This is a genomic window from Bacillus sp. TH13 (assembly GCF_016651175.1).
GTDB lineage: Bacteria > Bacillota > Bacilli > Bacillales > Bacillaceae_G > Bacillus_A > Bacillus_A thuringiensis_S.
The window spans coordinates 78808-99653 of sequence record NZ_JAEKEJ010000025.1 but is presented as its reverse complement, the minus strand read 5'-3'; the positions used below and the strand labels follow the sequence as shown (position 1 = coordinate 99653).

Here is a 20846-nt window from a genome sequence, read left to right as displayed (position 1 = left end):
TAAGAACAAGTAGCGTGTTTTTGCTATTTAATAATCCCATTTTCTAAAATTTTAATAGTTGGTGCGACTTTCACATTAGCTTTTGAAAAGGCACTCGGCCAATCATCTTCAACTTGTTTCCATTCTTTATAGTGAAATGCTCTCGCATAATCACCAAATCCAAATGGATCAAGTTGCTGTTTTTGAATGTTGTGGATTAGATCGTTTAAATCTTTGTTTAGCTGTTTTGTAATAAGAGAAGTTAATTTCTTTCTATCTTTGTCTATATCCATGTTGAATGTAAGTTCAGATACGGAAACTTTAAAATCCATTGCAATATTAAATTTGAAGTGTTTATCGTTATAGCCTGTGTGAATGTCACGATTCATGCTAAGAACATTTATTGTTGCGAAATCTTTGCCGTCTGTATCTTTTAAATCACTATTATTTTCAACTTGAGTAGAAGGGATCTTCATTGTAAGAGAAACTGGTGTATTGGCCTTCTTTTGTAATAGAAGAAGGAGGGCACTTTCATATCGATTTAAAGACATCTTATAGATTCCGCGAGAAGTTAATAGTGCGGAACCGGTAACGATAATATCTTTCTTTCCTTTTTTTATTTCTGAGATAGCAGGTGTTATACCTTTATTAAAAGTTTGTCTATGAAATTCATGGAATGTCGTAAACACGGTCCGATTGTATAGTTTATTCGTATTAATTAAATCTGTTAAATATTCAGGAAGAGCAGGCTTATCTTTGAAATTATTATATATAACAGAAGAAATGGGGCCATCTACTGCAACCATGCGCATATTTCCTGTATTTTTAGGGTCGCGATACCAAACATCCAGATAAGGCATAGCTCCTTCTTGTTTTAAAAAATTCGTGCTAAACAATATGAGCTGTAACTTTTCTGTGGACACTAAACCGCTGCTTGAACTGTTAAACGTATCTTTTGCTTCTCGAGGTGTATGTACTTTCGCTTCATGAATTTCGTACTTTTTCTCTACATCTTCATTAAAAATAGGATTTACGTGATACACAATTAATTTTCCTTTTGCTTTTGCGTCAAAACCGTAAATTAATGAGATGGATTGTTTTTCTAAATCAAGCCGATCTTCACAACCTACTAAAAAAATTATGAGAAAACAAAATATAATAAAATGAATAAAGCGTCTCATTTAAACTTTTCTCCTTTTCCAATGCTGATAAAGTGTCATGTATAAGAGAAATACAACTGGGAATAGAAAAACGATAAAATAACTAGCAGTTCCCCAAAATTCCCGCAACGCACTTATCTGATAAGAAGAAGGGATATAAAAGAATAAGATGAAAATACACCCGAATAATAAAAAATAAATAGGTAATGAACTCCCTTTTTTGTTAAGTAATTGATTAATTCCATCTGAAGCAGTGAAAATATAAGGAATACAGGAATCAAAAATAATAAAGAGATAAAATGACAAAAAGATAATTTCAAATCGCTCAAGAAATGAGAAATGAAACGGTGTAACAAGAGAAAGAGTCGGCCATAAAAACTTTGTTATACCATCTGGACTAAAATAAATAAAAGAAACGAACGTGATTTGAAGATAAATAAATAACGTAATCAAATTCGCAATAATAATTCCTTTTTTGCAGATGCTTTGTTAGTTAAATAAGGATAAAGGACAAATGCAAACTCGAATCCGAGAAACGCAATGATAGTTGATTTCACGGTGTTTAGAATTGGTAGCCATCCTTCCTTGATGAGAGGAAGAAGATATATGAAATACCCATCTTTAAGAGGAATAAATAATAATAATGGCATCCAAAGTGTAAAGATGACAGTAAAAACAGCAAAACGACTAATAATAAGTGCCCCTTTACATGCAAGCATAAGCATTGGAATAGATAACAAAATCATAATTAAAGACATAGGAGATCTAGGTAAAATCCAAATATGAATAACGTATAAGAGGGAAAAAATTAAGGAAACAGCTGCGAGTACGGCATATAAAATCCAAAAAATCATTACTACTCTTCCTAGCCATTTTCCAAGATAGCGTATCAGCACATCAAGTAAAGTATATCCTGGATGTTTTTCCATGATTTTTACAATACATAGACTGACTAAAGTAGTAATGACACATCCGATAATAATAGACATCCAGCCATCTGTATTCGCTCCTTGTGCAACTTCACGCGGAAGTGTAAGTACGCCGAACCCGACTTGAACACCACTAATAGTTAAAATGTATTGAAATAAAGTGATCTCCCTCTTTGCACGTTTTGTCACTTATTCTCCTCCTTTTCCTCAACATCTCTTTGCCGGTTATCTTGTTTTAATTGTAGAGATAGTGGCCGTTTCTTCATAATTTTCCATGGGAAACGTACAAGGGTATCTTTTAAATCCGAAGCATATGACGGAGAAAAAGGACTACCATATGGCACACCAAGTGATTCCATAGAAAGAATATGGATGATAATAATTGCCATTCCAACCATAATTCCAATGACGCCAAATAAAGAGGCGGCTATCATCATTGGGAATCGAAGAAGCCGAATTCCTGCTGACATTTCTAAGTTGGGAATAATGAAGGAGGCAACCGCAGTAATTGATACGACGATAACCATAACGTTACTAACAATCCCAGCTTGAACCGCAGCTTGTCCAATTACAATTCCTCCTACGACGCCGATTGTTTGTCCAACAGGCCCAGGAAGCCGAATCGCTGCTTCTCGGAGCATTTCGAGAACTAATTCCATTAATAAAGCTTCTAATATGGGGGGAAAAGGAATTTTGGCTCGAGATTCTCCAATCGTTAACAACAATTTGAGCGGAATCACTTCATAATGGAAGGAAATCATAGCAATATAAAGAGCTGGAGCAAATATTGCAATAAATAGCCCAGTGAAACGAAGGAGTCGTATAAAAGATGGAATCATAGGTCTGAAGCTGTAATCATCTATCGTCTGGAAAAAGGATGAAAAGGTCATAGGTCCTATTAATACGCCTGGTGAGCGATCTACAACAACAGCAATTCTCCCATTCAAAATATGATGTGCCGTTGTGTCAGGACGTTCAGTGATAGACAATTGTGGGAAGAGAGTATAAGAATTATCTTCAACAAATCCTTCTAATTCACCGGTAGTAAGAATAGCATCTACTTTGATTGATTCGATGCGGCATGCCATATCTTGTACAATATCTTCGTTTGCAACATCTGCAAGATAAAGTAAAAAAACTTTAGAGGTTGCTCGTTCGCCAACAGTGAATTCTTTCACTTTTAATTCGCGATTTGGAATATAGCGACGAATAAGTGCGATACTATCACTTGCCACTTCATTAAATCCTTCGTGTGAGCTTTTTATGGAAGTCTCTGTTGTAGGTTCTTCAATACTCCTTTTTGGCGCCGCTTGTGTATCTAGTTCTAAAGCTGATAATTGACCGTTTATAAATAAAATACTTTTGCCATGTAAGAGAGATTGCTCAATGTCTATCCACTTCTGAACTTTTTTAATATTCCCTATAGAAACAGAAGATTCCCAAAAATCATCTTCATTCCATTCTTTAAATAAGAGAGGCCGAAGAATATCTACATTAATAACAGTTTTATCTACAAGTCCTTCCATATATATAAGAGCAGCTTCTTTTCCGTTTTTTAACGGGAAAGTGCGTGTAATTAATTCTGGAATACCACTAAATAATTTGGATAAGTGTTTAAGATTAAGCGGCATGGAGGAAGAAATTTCTTTATTTAATACAGTTTCAGATTGCTCGTGTGTAGAGAAAGATTTTTCGCCCTTTATCCATTTTCGAAAAGATCCCATATATTCACCTTATTCCTCGTTGAACTTTATATGGGTTATTATGGATAGTTACATACAGACATATGCGCAGTTTAAAATTTATATTGTATATTTGTACATTTAACGCTATAATTATAGTGTTAAAGATGGAATCGTGATATGACCTGTTATGAATCTATCGTTTTATTTATGAATAAATGGATTGGTATTTTAGCAAGATGTGCTAATAAACTACTCCACCATGATGATAGCGTGCCAAAAATATGGTGCGTATATTTTCGTGGTGGAGTTTTTTTATTCTCAAAAAGGGGGAAAGACCATGAATGACAACATGGTTCATATTACAATTGACGGAAAAAAGTATACAGCGGAGCCTGGTTCGACGATATTGGGTGTTATTAATGAGAACGGGATTGAACATCCGCAAATTTGTTACGTGCCAGAAGTAGATCCTATTCAAACATGTGACACTTGTATTGTAGAAGTTGACGGAAAGTTAATGCGTTCTTGTTCGACGATAGCAACGGAAGGTATGAACATTGAACGTGCTTCTGTTGGCGCAAAAGAAGCACAAACAGAGGCGATGGATCGGTTACTAGAAAATCATTTATTATACTGTACAGTATGTGACAACAACAATGGGAACTGTAAACTGCATAATACAGCAGAATTAATGGAAATCGAACATCAAAAATATCCTTATGAACCGAAAGTTGATGTAAGTGAAGTTGATATGACGCATCCGTTTTATCGCTATGACCCTAATCAATGTATTGCATGTGGTCAATGCGTTGAGGTGTGTCAAAACTTACAAGTAAATGAAACGTTATCGATAGACTGGGAAGCGGAACGCCCACGAGTTATTTGGGATGAAGGAGTAAATATTAATGATTCTTCATGCGTTAGCTGTGGTCAATGTGTAACGATTTGCCCTTGTAACGCTTTAATGGAGAAAACGATGCTCGGTGAAGCTGGATTTATGACGGGATTAAAGCCAGATATTCTTGAACCGATGGTAGATTTAATTAAAGAAGTTGAGCCTGGGTATAGCGGTATTTTTGCGGTATCAGAAGTGGAAGCGGCTATGCGTGATACTCGTACGAAGAAAACGAAAACAGTATGTACATTTTGTGGTGTAGGTTGTTCATTTGAAGTGTGGACGAAGGGGCGTAAAATCCTTAAAGTACAGCCATCTTCAGATGCACCAGTTAACGCAATTTCCACTTGTGTAAAAGGGAAATTTGGTTGGGATTTCGTAAATTCTAAAGAACGAATTACAAAACCTTTAATTCGTAAAAATGGAACGTTTGTTGAATCTACATGGGAAGAAGCACTGAATGTAGTTGCAAATAAATTAGGCGCTATTAAAGAAGAGTACGGTAAAGGTTCTATCGGATTTATTTCTTCCTCTAAAATTACAAATGAAGACAATTATGTAATTCAAAAATTAGCTCGACAAGTATTTGGAACGAATAATATTGATAACTGCTCACGTTATTGCCAATCACCAGCAACGGATGGTTTGTTCCGTACAATTGGTATGGGCGGTGATGCCGGAACGATTAAAGATATTGCGCAATCTGGTCTTGTTATTATTGTAGGATGTAATCCAACGGAAGGTCATCCTGTTCTAGCTACACGTATTAAACGTTCACATAAATTACACGGACAAAAGTTAATTGTAGCTGATCTTCGTAAAACCGAAATGGCAGAGCGATCAGATGTCTTTATTAGTCCAAAACAAGGAACAGATCAAGTTTGGTTAATGGCTGTTACGAAATATATGATTGATCAAGGTTGGCATGATCAGGAATTTATTAATGAGAATGTAAACTTCTTTGAAGATTTCAAAGAAAGCCTAGAAGAATATACACTTGAATATGCAGAAGAAGTAACAGGTATTTCAAAAGAAACACTTATTCAAATGGCTGAAATGATTCGTGATGCAGATGGTACATGTATCCTTTGGGGTATGGGGGTAACGCAAAATACAGGTGGTTCTGATACTTCCGCTGCAATTTCAAACTTACTTCTTGCGACAGGGAACTATCGTCGTTCAGGAGCAGGTGCATACCCACTTCGAGGTCACAATAATGTACAAGGTGCTTGTGATATGGGTACTTTACCAGGATGGCTTCCAGGATATCAGCACGTTACTAACGAAATGGAACGTGCGAAATTTGAAACTGCTTACGGAGTGAAAATTGATAGTGAACCAGGTCTTAATAATATTGAAATGCTTCACGCAATTGACGAAGGAAAAATGAAAGCAATGTATCTTGTCGGAGAAGATATGGCTCTTGTAGATTCTAATGCAAATCATGTACATGAAGTGTTATCGAGCCTTGATTTCTTCGTTGTGCAAGATGTTTTCCTTTCTAAAACTGCTCAGTATGCAGATGTTGTATTACCAGCAGCGCCATCTCTTGAGAAAGAAGGTACTTTCACAAATACAGAGCGCCGTGTCCAAAGATTATATCAAGTTCTTCCTACGCTAGGAGACGCGAAACCAGACTGGTGGATCGTCCAGGAAGTTGCGAATAAACTAGGTGCAAACTGGAATTATAGCCACCCAAGTGAAATCTTTGCTGAAATGGCAAGTTTATCACCATTGTTCTCGCAAGCGAGCTATGAAGTGCTTGAAGGATGGAACAGTTTCCATTGGGGAAGTTTTGATGGAACGAATACACCACTTCTGTTCCAAGATGGATTTAACTTCCCAGATAAAAAAGCTCGTTTTGCGATTGCTGACTGGGTACGTCCAGCTGAATTTCCAGCCGAGTTTGACCTTCACATTAACAACGGTCGTATGCTTGAGCATTTCCATGAAGGGAATATGACAAATAAATCAACAGGTATTCAAACGAAAGTACCTGGTGTTTTCGTTGAAATCTCTCCAGACCTTGCAAAAGAACGTGGCGTAAAAACAGGTTCGTTAGTTCGTCTTGTCTCTCCTTTTGGAGCATTAAAATTACGTGCACTCGTTACAGATCGTGTAAAAGCGAATGAGTTATATTTACCGATGAACTCTACAGATAACGAAACAGCAATTAATTTCTTAACAGGTCCTGCTGTGGACGTACGTACGAATACACCTGCGTATAAACAAACGAAAGTACGTATGGAAGTGTTAGAAGTTGATGGCGAAAATCCGATGCCAAAAGCGAACCCACGCAATAAAAAACGTCACCCTCAAGCTGGCATTGAGGTACATCGTAAGTGGGCACGTCCAGGGTATGTGCATTTAACGGATAAGTAGGAGGAGAAAACTATGGCTGCACCTATAAAAATGATTCAAAAACAAGAATTAACTGAGGAAGAAATAAAACAGCAAAAATTAGATGATTTAAAAGAGCTTCTAACTAATAATGAAGAAGCTCTAAATCAGATGTTTAATATAGTAGGGGAATTAAATGACATTGGAATGCTAGAAGCTGCAAATTCTATGCTAAAAGCGAAAGAACCAATTGCAAAGATTGTTCTAGGTCAAGTAACTCGTGAGCCTGTTACAAATTTAATTAATAATATGATGGGCGCTGCAGGTGCGTTAACTGAACTTGACCCAGAACTTACGAAAAAGCTTATAGGTAGTTTATTAGTCGGGCTAGAAGAAGGTAATGAACATCTAGAAAGTAATAAAAAAGTAGGGGTATTCGATCTTATGAAAGTATTGAAAGACCCAGATATTAACCGTGCTATCGGGTTTGGGCTTCATTTCTTAAAAGGTATGGGGAAAGGGTTAAAAGACGAATAAACTTCATGAAGTGAACCTTTTCGCCCAAATATTTGTACGAAATAGTTTGGGCGGAAGGCTCATTTTGGTAAAATATATAATAAAGTAAAATGAGGCTTTTGGGAGGTATGATTGTATGTCAAAAAAAGTACATGAATTTAATGATATGATACGAAAACTTCGAAAGGAACTTTTCGGAAAAGGACCAGAACGAATTCATACTGTTTTTGCAGAAAATATGGCTATAGCGACTCTTTATGGAAACTTAACACCTACTGAAAAATTCATTTCAAGTACGATGGACGGTGCGGAAATGGTTCATATGGCTAGAACGAAAATGATTCAAGAAGTGTATGCTGCGAATTCCCGTGAACATTTGGAGGAACTTGTTGGAGCGAAATTAGTGAATTTGTTTTCAGATATGAAAGTAGAAGAAGATATTGCAGTTTCGGTATTTGTTTTTGATAAAAATATAACGTGAGAGAAGGATACTGATCGTGAAACCGATACAGGTAGAAAGAGAAATCTTTCGTTATGAACAAGGGGCATTTAAACATATAGAGGACAGCATTGTAACAGAGTTTCCTGTCACCATTAAAATGAACGGACAGGAGTTTGTTACAATGGTTAGTACTCCAGAATATATAGAAGATATGGTGATAGGCTTCTTAGCGTCTGAAGGAATCATTCGGAAGTATGAGGATATTGATAGCATATGGGTACAGGAAAAAGAAGGATTTGTACATGTAACAACGACAAAAGTAAATCCGTATTATGAACAAATGCAGAATAAACGATATATTACGTCTTGTTGTGGTATGAGTAGGCAAGGATTTGTTTTTGCCAATGATGCACTAAGTGCAAAAAAATGCAGGGTGTCCATGTACAGGTTGCGGCAGAGGATTGTTTTCGGTTAATGAAAGAAATGCAGCAATCTGCGGATACGTTTCATCATACTGGCGGGGTTCATAATGCAGCTTTATGTGATGTGAATGGTATTATTTTAAGCCGAATGGATATTGGTAGGCATAATGCACTAGACAAAATTTACGGTTATTGTTTAAGAAACGATATTTCTATAAAAGATAAAATCATTGTTTTTAGTGGTCGTATTTCTTCGGAAATATTATTGAAAGTTGCAAAAATCGGTTGTGAAATTATACTATCAAAATCAGCTCCAACTGAGTTAGCTTTGCAACTAGCGGAAGATTTAGGTATTACGGCAATAGGATTTATTCGTAATCACGCCTTAAATGTATATACCCATTCAGAACGTGTTTTAAATATAAAATAAAAGTGAGGCAATGAAGATGAAATCAGTTACATTAGACAAGTTGCAACGTCCGTTAAAGGATTTACGTATTTCAGTTACTGACCGCTGTAATTTTCGTTGTCGGTATTGTATGCCAGAAGAAATATTTGGTCCTGATTACTCGTTTTTGTCTAATGACAAAATTTTATCTTTTGATGAAATTGAAAGGATAACTCGTATTTTCGTATCTTTAGGTGTGAGAAAATTACGGATTACTGGCGGGGAACCGTTACTTCGAAGAGATCTTCCGCAGCTTATTGAGCGGCTTCATAAAATAGATGGTGTGGAAGATATCGGTTTAACAACAAATGGTTCACTACTGAAAAAGTTTGCTCCTGATTTATATAAGGCGGGACTATCACGTGTAACAGTTAGTTTAGATTCCCTGGAAGAAGAGCGGTTTTTCTATTTAAATGGTAATAGGAGCAAAGTGCAAAGGGTTCTGGAAGGAATACAGGCTGCAGCTGAAGTTGGAATGAAAATTAAAATAAACATGGTCGTTCAAAAGGGAAAAAACGAAAAGGACATCTTGCAGATGGCGCAATATTTTAAGGAAAACAAGCATATTCTTCGTTTTATTGAGTATATGGACGTTGGAAATTATAATGGGTGGGATTTAAAAGAGGTCGTCTCTAAACAAGAAATAGTAGATACGATTCATCAAGTTATGCCGTTAGAACGGATAGAAGCAAATTATTCTGGTGAAGTGGCTACTAGGTATCGTTATATAGGAAGCGATGAGGAAATAGGTATTATTTCATCAGTAACAGATTCTTTTTGCTCATCATGTACGAGAGCTCGTATTTCTGCAGAAGGAAAATTATATACTTGCTTATTTGCTTCTAAAGGAAATGATTTAAGAGAATTGCTTCGTTCTGAACATACAGATGAGGACATTACAGATGTAGTACGCGATATATGGAATAATAGGGAAGATCGTTATTCAGATGAACGCTTAAATCATACAAATAAGAAAACAATACCTAAAATTGAAATGTCACATATCGGTGGTTAATATATAAAGCTAGCGTCATAGTGAAAAATGGAAAATTTACAAGAGTTGTGGATTTTCTATTTTATAGTAAAAGTGATGATTGATATCTCTGTAAAAGATGTGCAGAGAAATTAAGCAGCATTCAAAAACCTTTATTTTGAGGAGGTTTTTTGAAGCTGCTTTTTTATTTGGAGAAAATGGAGGAATGGGTAATGGCATTTCATAAGCCGGAACAAATTGCTGAGCTTGTCATTGAGGCCGGTGTTCAAAAAGTAAGACAGACATTGCCAGCGATGCTTATTCTCGGTTTTTTAGGAGGAGCGTTTATTGCGATAGGTTTTTTACTTAACATTCGAGTTTTAGGGAATTTACCTGAGCGCTGGGGGAGTCTAGTGAATGTTTTAGGAGGAGCAGTATTTCCTGTTGGACTCATGCTCGTAGTATTAGCAGGAGGAGAATTAATTACGGGAAATATGATGTCACTGTCTATGGCGCTTTATGCAAAGAAAATTACATTGATAAGTGTACTGAATAACTGGGTTTGGATTACTCTCATGAATTTTATTGGGGCAATTTTCGTTGCGTATTGCTTTGGACATCTTGGTGGATTAACAGAGGGAGAGTATTTAAATAAAACGGTAGCGATAGCGGAAGGGAAGTTACATGAATCATTTGGGAGAACTTTAATTTTAGCAATTGGTTGTAATTGGCTCGTTTGTCTTGCTCTTTGGCTCGCTTACGGGACGAGTGATTTTGTCGGAAAAATCATCGGAATTTGGATTCCAATTATGGCATTTGTAGTGATTGGATTTCAGCAAGTAGTAGCAAATATGTTTGTCATTTCCGCTGTTATTTTTGCTGGTCATCTAACGTGGATGGATTTGGCTAAAAATTTTGTTCCTGTTTTTATTGGAAATGTAATTGGAGGAGCTGGGTTTGTTGGTTTTGCTTACTTTGCTTGTTATCAGAAACAACATTCTAATATGAAATAGAGTTCTTGAGAGGAAGGGTATGTAATGGCTGATCGGTATTCACGACAACAGTTGTTCAAACCAATTGGGAGTAAAGGACAAGAAAAAATTCGAAATAAACATGTGTTAATTGTAGGGGCAGGCGCATTAGGAAGTGCAAGTGCCGAAAGTTTCGTACGTGCAGGTGTTGGCAAGTTGACGATTATTGATCGTGACTACGTTGAATGGAGTAATTTACAAAGGCAACAATTGTACTCTGAACAAGATGCGAGAGAGAAAATGCCGAAAGCAATTGCTGCAAAAAATCGGTTAGAACAAATTAATTCGGAAGTACAAATACATGCTTTCGTAATGGATGCAACTTCAGAAAATATGGAAGGTCTATTAAAAAATGTAGATGTAATCATTGATGCAACAGATAATTTTGATATTCGATTTGTAATAAATGATTTATCACAAAAACATAATATTCCTTGGGTATATGGTTCTTGCGTTGGATCGTATGGTATGAGTTATACAATTATTCCGCAAGAGACACCGTGTTTACATTGTATGCTGAAAAATATTCCTGTTACAGGTGTGACATGTGATACCGCTGGAATTATTAGCCCGACTGTTCAAATCGTCGCAGCATATCAAGTGGCAGAAGCACTCAAAATTTTAGTGGAAGATTTCTCAGCAATTAGCAAAACATTTTTCATGTTTGATATATGGAGTAATCAAAATCATTTTATAAAATTAGGGAAAATAAAAACAGACGCTTGTCTCTCATGCGGTTTGAATCGAACTTATCCTTATTTATCATACGAAAATCAAACGAAAGCAGCTGTTTTATGCGGAAGAAATACAGTTCAAATTAGAACAGTAGACAATAGGAAATACAATTTTGATGATATAGAAAAAGTATTACAAAAACTGGGGAAAGTAGATCGGAATCCGTATTTACTATCTTGCCAATTCGATGATTACCGCATCGTTGTTTTTCGGGATGGTCGTGTTTTTATTCATGGTACAAATGATATTTCGAAAGCGAAACAACTATATTATCGCGTATTCGGCTAATAGAAAGGGTTGTCAACAATGGAAAGAAGAGTAGCAATTACGGTTGAAGAAGCTGTTCGTAAAGTGATGGGATTTGCTGATAAAGGCTTAAAGGAGCTATTACCGATTGAATTAGCTTATGGGCGTATATTAGCAGAGGATTTAGTAGCTGACCATGATGTACCGTCATTTAATCGTTCGCCGTATGATGGATTTGCTATTAGAGCAGAAGATACTAATTTAGCAAGTTATGAAACGCCAATTGTATTTGAAGTAGTGGGTGAAATTGGTGCAGGATCGCTATTCCATGAGAAAGTAGGTCCGTTTCAAGCAGTTCGAATTATGACGGGAGCACAAATTCCGAATGGGTGTGATGCAATCGTTATGTTAGAGCTGACTCGTCAATATGAGGAGGCAGGCAACAATTACATGGAAGTGAAGCGATCATTCAAAACAGGCGACAATATTTCTTTTCAAGGTGAAGATGCTCGTAAAGGAACGGTTCTTGCAAAGAAAGGATCGTACATTAATCCAGGTATTTCAGCTCTTCTTGCTACATTCGGTTATAGTGAAGTACCAGTTGCGAGAAAGCCTGTAATTGGACTGTTAGCAACTGGGAGTGAATTACTGGATGTCAATGATTCATTACAGCCAGGGAAAATCCGAAATAGTAATACGTATATGATATTGTCTCAAATTCGAAGAGCAGGCGGCAGAGTAAAATGTTTTGGGAAGTTTAGTGATGATTTTAATACGTGTTTTACAGCTGTGAAAGAAGCGCTTGGCCAAGTAGATATGTTAATTACAACGGGCGGTGTATCAGTAGGAGATTACGATTATTTACCAGCTATTTACGAAAAGCTAGGTGCCTCTGTTCTTTTCAATAAAGTTGCAATGCGGCCAGGAAGTGTTACGACTGTAGCGCAATTACATGGCAAGTTATTATTTGGTTTATCAGGAAATCCATCTGCTTGTTACGTAGGATTTGAATTGTTTGTAAGGCCTTGTGTTCGGACGTATATGTTTAGTGAAAAAGCACATATGAAAAGAGAAAAAGCGTTATTAGGAGAAGATTTTCTAAAACCAAATCCATTTACAAGATTTGTGCGAGCAAAACTGACATATAAAGAAGGGCAATTAATTGCTTATCCGTCAGGGTTTGATAAATCTAGCTCGGTTTCTTCCCTAGCAGAGACAAATATATTTATTGTACTTCCAGGTGGTACGAGAGGTTATAAAAAAGATATGTTCGTAGATATTCTCTTGCTGGAAGATAATGAAGGTAGTGAATGGCCTTGGACATTTTATAAAGTGAGAGGTGTTTCTAATGGGACAAGCACTATTTGAAATCGTAGATATTCCGATTTTAGTTGAAGCAGTAACGAATAAAGTCGCAAGAAGAGAAGCAGGTGCAATTACAACATTTATTGGTACCGTGAGAGAACTTACAAAAGGAAAACGAACGCTACATTTAGAGTACGAAGCATATAAACCGATGGCAGTAAAACAACTTACAAGAATTGGTAAAGAAATAAATGAAAAGTGGCCGGACGCAATAGTAGCAATTACGCACCGTGTAGGGCGGCTAGAAATCATGGATATTGCGGTAGTCATTGCAGTTTCATCACCGCATCGTAAAGTAGCGTATGAAGTGAATGAATACGCGATTGAACGTATAAAACAAATCGTCCCAATTTGGAAAAAAGAATTTTGGGAAGATGGAACGATGTGGATTGGAGACCAGCTTGAAAATACGGCATATCCAGAAGGAAAACCGAAGAAGGAAGAATGAGAAGATGATTACAATTTTATTGTTCGCAAATTTGCGTGAGGAAGTCGGATCGGATCGATTCGTAATTTTAGAAGAACAAGAAATGACAGTTCAGCAAGTAAAAGAATGGCTGAAAGCAAGTTATAGTTTACAATCGCTTGATAAAGTGATGGTGGCTGTGAATGAAGAGTTTGTAACAAATGAAGAGATGATAAAAGCTGGAGATATAGTCGCATTAATCCCGCCTGTTAGCGGGGGATAATAAGCTTTTTCGCCAAGAAAATGTTGTATATAAATTCGAATACGAGAAAGGATGAGTGCTATGATTACGCAAGAACAAATAATGAATGCATTAAAACATGTAGAGGATCCGGAGTTACACAAAAGTATTGTAGAATTAAATATGGTTAGAAATATACAAATGAATGGAACAGAGGTTAAACTTGAAGTAGTGCTAACGATTCAAGGTTGTCCATTAAAGGCAAAAATTCAACAAGATGTGGAAGAGTCTCTTCAGGCAGTTGGTGCATCTAAGGTAGATTTGAAATTTGGTTCTATGACACAAGAAGAACGAGCTGCGCTAACAGAGAAGTTAAAGAGAAATAGTAGAACAGAAACTGGTATGCCGAGCATGCTTCGCCTTGATTCAGGGGTACGATTTATTACTGTAACGAGTGGTAAAGGTGGAGTTGGGAAATCAACAGTGACAATTAATCTTGCAACTGCTTTAGCTCGTATGGGCAAAAAAGTGGGGATATTAGATGCAGATATATATGGTTTTAGCATTCCAGCTATGATGGAAACGAATCAAAAACCGACGATGATTGATCAAACAGCAATTCCGGTCGTTAGTCACGGTGTTAAAATTATGTCGATGGGATTTTTTACGGAAGGAAATAACCCGGTTATGTGGCGCGGACCGATGTTAAATAAATGGATTCAAAATTTCCTTGCGAATACGCACTGGGGAGAATTAGATTATTTACTTCTTGATTTACCACCTGGTACAGGAGATGTTGCTATTGATGTTGCAGCAATGATCCCGCAGGCGCAAGAAATTATCGTTACAACACCACACAATGTAGCTTCGTTCGTAGCATCTAGAGTAGGTGTTATGGCAAAGCATACGAAACACAAGATTTTAGGGATTGTAGAAAATATGGCTTATTATGAAGAGCAAGATGGATCGAAAAACTATCTCTTCGGAAAAGGTGGCGGCGAAATGCTTGCAGAACAATTGCAAACAGAAGTAATTGCCAAAATACCTTTTGCAAAACGTGAAGAAAATAACGGTTCATCTGTATATGATGAAGATTCTCTTGTTGGAGAAGTGTTTACATCGTTAGCTGAGGATATTATTTATAGAGGATAGAGGGGGAAGTTTAGTATGGCGTGTAACATTGATCATTCTATTGAAGATGTGATGAATAAGCTTGAAAGTCAAAAGGATTTTTTACCGGAAGTGATTTTTAAAGAGTTAAAGGGATTTTTGCAAGGGAATCATTCACAGGAAATATTAAATGATGTCTTTCATCTTCTAAAGAAGTATGACTTAGTGAGTGAAGAAGAACGAGAGACGAGAAATACTAAATTATTGCTGATTATAAAATAAATACGCTTTGGCTTTTGTTTTTTTGCAGAAGGGGTGAATGTAATGAATATGAAAAAGATGATTGAAATGGTAGAAGCAACTAAAGTGACTGACGAAGAATTATCGATTTCTACTTTACATCAAAAGCTTGTGAAGTTGTATAGTCAAAAAGATTGTGCAGAGTATACAGAGTTATTAAAATATATTTTATCATTATCCGTGCAGCTGAAGCTGAATCTCGTATTGAAATATTTTGGTGTGCGTCCGGTTGTTGCTGCAGACGAGCGTATGCAATTTCAAGAGATATTTAAATGCTTAGCTAAGAAAGATGAGAATGGGGAATGTTTTCTAAATTTTGTTTCTTTATATGTAGGGCTAATTGTAGTTCTTCATTTTGATGAGAAAGTGATTGAGAGCAGTTTTTTTGATGATATGGTAGTGGGTGAATGTAATGAAATATAAGATTTTGCTCATAACATTTTTCTATTTAAATGCTTTAATTGCGATTTTAGTTGGTTATGTAAATATGAAGGTAACTAATTAAGAAAAAGGAATGAAACTAGTTTAATAAAAAGAGTTCTTCAGTTGTTTCCGTCGTTTTTTCGTGTTACCATTAAGCGAATTTTTCATAAGGAGAGAAAGCGATGAAATGGATTTATTTTCTTATTATTAACGTTATAGCTTTTAGCCTTATGGGGCTTGATAAACGAAAAGCAAAGAAGAAACAGTGGAGAACGCCAGAAAGTACGTTGTTTTTATCAGCGGCAGCTGGGGGAGCAGTTGGAGCTTGGATCGGTATGTATATGTTTCATCATAAAACTCATAAAAAGAAATTTGTTTTCGGCATACCGTTACTTGTTGTAATAACGGTATATTTATTATTCGTTGTATGAGAAATGTCGAAAGAAATGCAGATTGATTATTGGTAAAGTGAGTATGTGAGACCGTATAATGGAGAAAAAATGAGAAGAGGAGAAAAAGGAAGATGGGGAGTCAATCAGCAGAGCAAAAAAAAGGGATACTATATGCGGCTGGTGCTTATACGATGTGGGGAATTCTACCGATTTATTGGAAATGGGTTGAGGAAGTTCCAGCAGATGAAATATTAGCACACCGCATCGTTTGGGCGTTTGTTTTTATGTTACTTGTATTAGGTGTTACGAAGAGGTTTCGCCAGTTTATTGGGGAATTTGTGAATCTTTTTAAACGACCTAAATTATTAATGTCATTAACAATAGCTTCAGTCTTGATTAGCGGAAACTGGTTTGTTTACATATGGGCCGTTAATCATAATCATGTTATTGAAGCGAGTCTTGGCTATTATATTAATCCGCTTATTAGTATTTTACTTGGTACAGTCGTTTTAAAGGAAAAGTTAAACTTTTGGCAATATGTTGCAGTTGGTTTAGCAGGAGTAGGGGTTGTCATTTTAACAGTACGTTTCGGATCTATTCCGTGGGTTTCTCTTTCACTTGCCTTTTCATTTGGATTATACGGATTAACGAAAAAACTGTTAAACTATGATGCTACAATTGGACTTACGATGGAAACGATGTTAGTGACACCGTTTGCAATCATTTACCTTGTTATGACAGGAGCACATGGTTTCGGCTCATTTGGATCTATTTCAATGTTATCAACGTTACTTTTAATAGGAGCAGGTATTGTAACAGCATTACCACTATTTTATTTTGCAAAAGGAGCACAACTTATTCCGCTTTATATGGTGGGATTTTTACAATATATTGCGCCAACAATTAGCTTAATTTTAGGTGTATTTGTATTTGGTGAACATTTCACATCTACACATATGATTGCATTTTTCTGTATATGGGTTGCTTTATTTGTATTCTCGGTAGCGAAAACCAAGTTTTTAGTGCAGAAACAACCGAAATTTATAAAAAATAAATCAGCAAAAGTATCATAATGCGTAGTATTTTCTACGCATTTTTCTTTATACTTATATTATATAGAATTTCCATTATAGTCAGTAAGGAGCTGAGAACATGGAAACAATTTTACATAATGATCCGCTTATGGCAGCTGTAATTTCATGGTTTTTAGCACAATTAACGAAAGTAGTCTTTAAATTAGTTAAAACGGGTGAATTTGATTTTGCAAAGTTTTTTGCTTCAGGTGGGATGCCAAGTTCTCATGCTTCAACAGTTACAGCGCTTGCTACAGGAGTTGGAGTAGTGGAAGGTGTGGAAAGCTCGATGTTTGCGGTTGCTGCTATTTTTGCCATTATTGTTATGTATGATGCTTCAGGAGTAAGGCTTGCAGTAAGTAAACAAGCAAAAATATTGAATGACTTTTTTCATGGTAGAGAAACAGAATATAAGAAGTTAAACGAACTTGTTGGGCATACACCGTATGAAGTAGTAGTCGGTGCTTTATTAGGGATTATTGTCGGAGTAGGATATTGTTTATGAGCAGAACATTTTATATGTTCTGCTTTTCTTTGTTTTTATACATATTCAGCTACCTTTTTGAATATCGTTATACGGATTTCGAAAGGGTGGGTGAGTAACTTGTTATTATATGAAAAAGTGCATGAAGAAATAGCGAGAAGAACAACTGCACTTCAAACGATGCAACGGCAAGATGGTACTTGGCGGTTTTGTTTTGAAGGAGCGCCACTAACAGATTGTCATATGATTTTTTTATTAAAATTATTAGGTAGAGATAAAGAGATAGAACCGTTTGTAAAAAGATTAGCATCACTCCAAACAAATGAAGGAACATGGAAATTGTATGAAGATGAAGTGGGTGGTAATTTATCTGCTACAATTCAATCTTATGCTGCCTTACTTGCATCGGAAAAATATACAAAAGAAGATGCGAATATGAAGCGAGCGGAAATGTTTATAAATGAGCGCGGGGGGGTGGCGCGTGCTCATTTTATGACGAAGTTTTTATTAGCGGTTCATGGAGAATATGAATATCCTTCTCTCTTTCATTTGCCAACACCAATTATGTTTCTGCAGAATGATTCCCCCCTCAGTATATTTGAATTGAGTAGCTCAGCACGTATTCATTTAATTCCGATGATGTTGTGTTTAAATAAAAGATTTCGAGTAGGGAAAAAGTTATTGCCAAATTTAAATCACATTGCAGGCGGGGGCGGAGAATGGTTTCGGGAGGACCGATCTCCAGTTTTTCAAACGTTATTAAGTGAGGTGAAGAAAATTATAACGTATCCACTTTCTTTGCATCATAAAGGATATGAGGCAGTAGAACGTTTTATGAAAGAGCGTATTGATGAAAATGGAACATTATATAGTTACGCAACTGCCTCGTTTTATATGATTTATGCTTTACTTGCATTAGGGCATTCTATTCAATCACCAATTATTCAGAAGGCTATAACGGGAATCACATCTTATATATGGAAGATGGAGAGAGGGAGCCATTTGCAAAACTCTCCGTCAACTGTATGGGATACAGCTTTACTCAGTTATGCTTTGCAAGAAGCTCAAGTTCCGAAAGCAAGTAAAGGAATTCAAAATGCATCAGCGTATTTACTAAGAAAACAGCAAACGAAGAAAGTAGATTGGAGTGTACATGCACCGGATCTATTCCCAGGTGGTTGGGGCTTTTCGGATGTGAATACGACGATTCCAGATATTGATGATACAACTGCTGTGTTAAGAGCATTGGCGCGAAGTAGAGGGAACGAAAATGTAGATAATTCTTGGAAGAGAGCGGTTAATTGGGTTAAAGGATTGCAAAATAATGATGGTGGTTGGGGGGCTTTTGAAAAAGGGGTAACGAGCCGTATATTAGCAAATTTACCAATCGAAAATGCAAGTGATATGATTACAGATCCTTCTACACCAGATATTACAGGAAGAGTGCTAGAGTTTTTCGGGACATATGCGCAAAATGAATTGCCCGAGAAACAAAAACAAAGTGCGATAAATTGGTTAATGAATATACAAGAGGAAAATGGATCATGGTATGGGAAATGGGGAATTTGTTATATATATGGTACATGGGCAGTGTTGACTGGTTTACGGTCACTAGGAATACCATCTAGCGATCCATCATTAAAACGAGCAGCTTTATGGCTTGAACATATACAGCATGAAGATGGTGGCTGGGGAGAATCTTGCCAAAGTAGTGTGGAAAAAAGATTTGTTACTTTGCCGTTTAGTACACCATCACAAACGGCATGGGCGTTAGATGCTCTCATTTCGTACTATGAAAAAGAAACACCAGTCATTCGCAAAGGTATTTCATATTTGCTCTCCAACCCTTATGTAAATGAAAAATATCCTACTGGAACAGGTTTACCAGGTGGGTTTTATATTCGTTATCATAGTTATACTCATATATATCCGTTGCTTACCTTGGCTCATTATGCAAAAAAATATAGAAAATAAACCAAGAGATGTCTCTCGGTTTATTTTGTTGGGTAGTAGGTCCCTTTTGAAAAGAATAAGGTTGTGATGTACCTTATTTTTCGGTTGATTGGCGTTTTTGACGTGCATCAGCGGCATTTGCACGTGCGTTTGCTTCTAAGTCATTGTGGTCAGCGAGTTCGCGAGAGAACTCAACATCAATGCCATCAGTTGCTTTGTTTTGTTTGAAATTCTTTTTGTTCATTCGACACAATCTCCTTGCACTTTATCCCGCATAACGGGTAGTAAAATTCCCACCTCAAAATTCAGATGGAACAAAGAAGCTAGGTGGGAGATTAACTGCCAGTAAATGCCCGATTGGTGAGGGCTGATAATCAGTGGGGATGAACAAACTTCCCACTGATTAAAGTTTCACTTTATGCGACGTTGCAAAGTTAGTTTGACACAAATAGACTTTTTTATACAAAGAGGAAATGGAAAGCAAGGAGCCGAAATATACAGTATAAGTAATAGAAATGGGGGATAGGAATGGAGTTTTTAAATGGGAAAACAGCTGTTGTAACAGGAGCTGCACAGGGAATTGGAAAAGAGATTGCAAGGGTTTATGCAAAACTAGGGGCGAAAGTATTAATTAGCGATGTAAATGAAGAGAATCTACAAAAAACGACACGTGAGTTATCAGATGAAGGATATGAAGTGTGCTCATATCGATGTGATGTGAGTAATCAAAATGAAGCAAAGTCGTTAATTGAATATGGGGTTCAAAAATTTGGTACATTACATATTTTGGTGAATAATGCTGGAATTACAAGAGACGCAATGTTACATAAAATGGAGAAGTCTGCTTGGGAACAAGTATTACAAGTGAACTTAACTGGAGTTTTTTATTGTATGCAACCAGCGCTTCTTTACATGAGACAACAAGGGTATGGACGCATTATTAATATATCTTCAATTAGTAGAGAAGGAAACATAGGTCAAGCAAATTATGCGGCTACAAAGGCAGGAGTTGTAGGTTTAACGAAAACAGCAGCGAAAGAAGTTGGAAGTTTCGGTATTACTTGTAATGCGATTTGTCCGGGGTTTATGGATACAGATATGACCAAAACGATACCAGATAAAGTGAAAGAAAAGATGGTTGGCGCTATTCCAGTTGGTAGAATTGGAACGCCAGAAGATATTGCGAACGCAGCAGCCTTTTTAGCATCAGAATACGCATCCTATATTACAGGTGAAGTATTAAATGTGAGCGGAGGACTGCAAGTTTAAAGGAATACATAATGAAAAGAACCTGACCA

General features: G+C 36.5%; 20 protein-coding genes and 2 pseudogenes. 18 read left to right on the top strand and 4 right to left on the bottom strand.

Annotated elements, in window-relative coordinates:
* Positions 1-23 precede the first annotated feature (23 nt).
* The 3 genes and pseudogenes from JFU02_RS08735 to JFU02_RS08725 all read right to left on the bottom strand — a co-directional run bounded on the left by JFU02_RS08735 (position 24) and on the right by JFU02_RS08725 (position 3792).
* Complete coding sequence (locus JFU02_RS08735) at positions 24-1160, bottom strand: Ger(x)C family spore germination protein (RefSeq protein WP_098838346.1); 1137 nt, start codon at positions 1158-1160, stop codon at positions 24-26.
* Positions 1161-2257 (bottom strand): annotated as a pseudogene (locus tag JFU02_RS08730) (endospore germination permease).
* The gene (locus JFU02_RS08725) at positions 2254-3792 is read right to left on the bottom strand and encodes a spore germination protein (protein ID WP_000534544.1); all 1539 of its coding nucleotides are present in this window, start codon (positions 3790-3792) and stop codon (positions 2254-2256) included. Before JFU02_RS08725 ends, JFU02_RS08730 begins: the two are co-directional and overlap by 4 nt.
* Before the next feature lie 298 nt (positions 3793-4090).
* On the opposite strand from JFU02_RS08725, the gene fdhF reads away from it, so the two are divergent.
* From fdhF to JFU02_RS08640, 17 genes and pseudogenes are all read left to right on the top strand, one after another.
* Entirely contained in the window at positions 4091-7030 is a 2940-nt protein-coding gene (fdhF, locus tag JFU02_RS08720; protein WP_061665764.1) for a formate dehydrogenase subunit alpha, read from the top strand.
* Between the two features lie 12 nt (positions 7031-7042).
* Complete coding sequence (locus tag JFU02_RS08715; protein ID WP_000729897.1) at positions 7043-7525, top strand: helical membrane plugin domain-containing protein; 483 nt, start codon at positions 7043-7045, stop codon at positions 7523-7525.
* 115 nt (positions 7526-7640) lie between these two features.
* On the top strand, positions 7641-7985 hold the full coding sequence (locus JFU02_RS08710; protein ID WP_000039582.1) for a Na-translocating system protein MpsC family protein: 345 nt from the start codon (positions 7641-7643) through the stop codon (positions 7983-7985).
* A 16-nt stretch (positions 7986-8001) separates the two neighbouring features.
* Positions 8002-8798 (top strand): annotated as a pseudogene (fdhD, locus tag JFU02_RS08705) (formate dehydrogenase accessory sulfurtransferase FdhD).
* A gap of 16 nt (positions 8799-8814) precedes the next feature.
* A complete protein-coding gene (gene moaA / locus JFU02_RS08700) occupies positions 8815-9831 on the top strand; it encodes a GTP 3',8-cyclase MoaA (RefSeq protein ID WP_201070792.1) in 1017 nt (338 codons plus the stop codon).
* Positions 9832-10022: 191 nt separating this feature from the next.
* Positions 10023-10802, top strand: coding sequence for a formate channel (locus tag JFU02_RS08695; protein ID WP_000863998.1), 780 nt, complete (start codon positions 10023-10025; stop codon positions 10800-10802).
* A gap of 24 nt (positions 10803-10826) precedes the next feature.
* A complete protein-coding gene (locus JFU02_RS08690; protein ID WP_000785265.1) occupies positions 10827-11843 on the top strand; it encodes a molybdopterin-synthase adenylyltransferase MoeB in 1017 nt (338 codons plus the stop codon).
* 18 nt (positions 11844-11861) lie between these two features.
* Positions 11862-13169 (top strand): molybdopterin molybdotransferase MoeA, encoded by a 1308-nt coding sequence (gene moeA, locus JFU02_RS08685; protein WP_086407539.1) that lies wholly within the window; start codon positions 11862-11864, stop codon positions 13167-13169.
* A complete protein-coding gene (moaE, locus tag JFU02_RS08680) occupies positions 13150-13614 on the top strand; it encodes a molybdopterin synthase catalytic subunit MoaE (protein ID WP_098838347.1) in 465 nt (154 codons plus the stop codon). The genes moeA and moaE overlap by 20 nt, the downstream gene beginning before the upstream one ends.
* 4 nt (positions 13615-13618) lie before the next feature.
* Positions 13619-13855 (top strand): molybdopterin converting factor subunit 1, encoded by a 237-nt coding sequence (gene moaD, locus JFU02_RS08675; RefSeq protein WP_000628493.1) that lies wholly within the window; start codon positions 13619-13621, stop codon positions 13853-13855.
* Positions 13856-13915: 60 nt separating this feature from the next.
* Positions 13916-14965 (top strand): P-loop NTPase, encoded by a 1050-nt coding sequence (locus JFU02_RS08670; protein WP_086407537.1) that lies wholly within the window; start codon positions 13916-13918, stop codon positions 14963-14965.
* Positions 14966-14980: 15 nt separating this feature from the next.
* Positions 14981-15205 carry a hypothetical protein gene (locus tag JFU02_RS08665; protein WP_000752367.1) on the top strand — a complete coding sequence of 75 codons (225 nt, stop codon included), beginning with the start codon at positions 14981-14983 and terminating at the stop codon, positions 15203-15205.
* A gap of 42 nt (positions 15206-15247) precedes the next feature.
* The gene (locus JFU02_RS08660) at positions 15248-15646 is read left to right on the top strand and encodes a hypothetical protein (RefSeq protein ID WP_061665761.1); all 399 of its coding nucleotides are present in this window, start codon (positions 15248-15250) and stop codon (positions 15644-15646) included.
* Between the two features lie 182 nt (positions 15647-15828).
* Positions 15829-16077, top strand: a complete 249-nt coding sequence (locus JFU02_RS08655; RefSeq protein ID WP_000871350.1) for a DUF1294 domain-containing protein — start codon at positions 15829-15831, stop codon at positions 16075-16077.
* 92 nt (positions 16078-16169) lie between these two features.
* On the top strand, positions 16170-17111 hold the full coding sequence (gene rarD, locus JFU02_RS08650; RefSeq protein ID WP_000535541.1) for an EamA family transporter RarD: 942 nt from the start codon (positions 16170-16172) through the stop codon (positions 17109-17111).
* A 79-nt stretch (positions 17112-17190) separates the two neighbouring features.
* The gene (locus tag JFU02_RS08645) at positions 17191-17616 is read left to right on the top strand and encodes a divergent PAP2 family protein (protein WP_000447819.1); all 426 of its coding nucleotides are present in this window, start codon (positions 17191-17193) and stop codon (positions 17614-17616) included.
* A 99-nt stretch (positions 17617-17715) separates the two neighbouring features.
* Positions 17716-19569, top strand: coding sequence for a terpene cyclase/mutase family protein (locus JFU02_RS08640; RefSeq protein WP_061665760.1), 1854 nt, complete (start codon positions 17716-17718; stop codon positions 19567-19569).
* 73 nt (positions 19570-19642) lie between these two features.
* Here the strand turns inward: JFU02_RS08640 and JFU02_RS08635 are convergent, their stop codons facing one another.
* Positions 19643-19792, bottom strand: coding sequence for a YfhD family protein (locus tag JFU02_RS08635; RefSeq protein ID WP_001035808.1), 150 nt, complete (start codon positions 19790-19792; stop codon positions 19643-19645).
* A gap of 284 nt (positions 19793-20076) precedes the next feature.
* On the opposite strand from JFU02_RS08635, the gene fabG reads away from it, so the two are divergent.
* The gene (gene fabG, locus JFU02_RS08630) at positions 20077-20817 is read left to right on the top strand and encodes a 3-oxoacyl-ACP reductase FabG (RefSeq protein ID WP_000395040.1); all 741 of its coding nucleotides are present in this window, start codon (positions 20077-20079) and stop codon (positions 20815-20817) included.
* The last annotated feature ends 29 nt before the right edge of the window (positions 20818-20846 follow it).

Excerpts from the sequence above, each read along its gene's own strand:
- JFU02_RS08735 (WP_098838346.1), bottom strand. The coding sequence starts at position 1,160 with ATGAGACGCTTTATTCATTTTATTATATTTTGTTTTCTCATAATTTTT.
- JFU02_RS08725 (WP_000534544.1), bottom strand. The coding sequence starts at position 3,792 with ATGGGATCTTTTCGAAAATGGATAAAGGGCGAAAAATCTTTCTCTACA.
- fdhF (WP_061665764.1), top strand. The coding sequence starts at position 4,091 with ATGAATGACAACATGGTTCATATTACAATTGACGGAAAAAAGTATACA.
- JFU02_RS08715 (WP_000729897.1), top strand. The coding sequence starts at position 7,043 with ATGGCTGCACCTATAAAAATGATTCAAAAACAAGAATTAACTGAGGAA.
- JFU02_RS08710 (WP_000039582.1), top strand. The coding sequence starts at position 7,641 with ATGTCAAAAAAAGTACATGAATTTAATGATATGATACGAAAACTTCGA.
- moaA (WP_201070792.1), top strand. The coding sequence starts at position 8,815 with ATGAAATCAGTTACATTAGACAAGTTGCAACGTCCGTTAAAGGATTTA.
- JFU02_RS08695 (WP_000863998.1), top strand. The coding sequence starts at position 10,023 with ATGGCATTTCATAAGCCGGAACAAATTGCTGAGCTTGTCATTGAGGCC.
- JFU02_RS08690 (WP_000785265.1), top strand. The coding sequence starts at position 10,827 with ATGGCTGATCGGTATTCACGACAACAGTTGTTCAAACCAATTGGGAGT.
- moeA (WP_086407539.1), top strand. The coding sequence starts at position 11,862 with ATGGAAAGAAGAGTAGCAATTACGGTTGAAGAAGCTGTTCGTAAAGTG.
- moaE (WP_098838347.1), top strand. The coding sequence starts at position 13,150 with ATGGGACAAGCACTATTTGAAATCGTAGATATTCCGATTTTAGTTGAA.
- moaD (WP_000628493.1), top strand. The coding sequence starts at position 13,619 with ATGATTACAATTTTATTGTTCGCAAATTTGCGTGAGGAAGTCGGATCG.
- JFU02_RS08670 (WP_086407537.1), top strand. The coding sequence starts at position 13,916 with ATGATTACGCAAGAACAAATAATGAATGCATTAAAACATGTAGAGGAT.
- JFU02_RS08665 (WP_000752367.1), top strand. The coding sequence starts at position 14,981 with ATGGCGTGTAACATTGATCATTCTATTGAAGATGTGATGAATAAGCTT.
- JFU02_RS08660 (WP_061665761.1), top strand. The coding sequence starts at position 15,248 with ATGAATATGAAAAAGATGATTGAAATGGTAGAAGCAACTAAAGTGACT.
- JFU02_RS08655 (WP_000871350.1), top strand. The coding sequence starts at position 15,829 with ATGAAATGGATTTATTTTCTTATTATTAACGTTATAGCTTTTAGCCTT.
- rarD (WP_000535541.1), top strand. The coding sequence starts at position 16,170 with ATGGGGAGTCAATCAGCAGAGCAAAAAAAAGGGATACTATATGCGGCT.
- JFU02_RS08645 (WP_000447819.1), top strand. The coding sequence starts at position 17,191 with ATGGAAACAATTTTACATAATGATCCGCTTATGGCAGCTGTAATTTCA.
- JFU02_RS08635 (WP_001035808.1), bottom strand. The coding sequence starts at position 19,792 with ATGAACAAAAAGAATTTCAAACAAAACAAAGCAACTGATGGCATTGAT.
- fabG (WP_000395040.1), top strand. The coding sequence starts at position 20,077 with ATGGAGTTTTTAAATGGGAAAACAGCTGTTGTAACAGGAGCTGCACAG.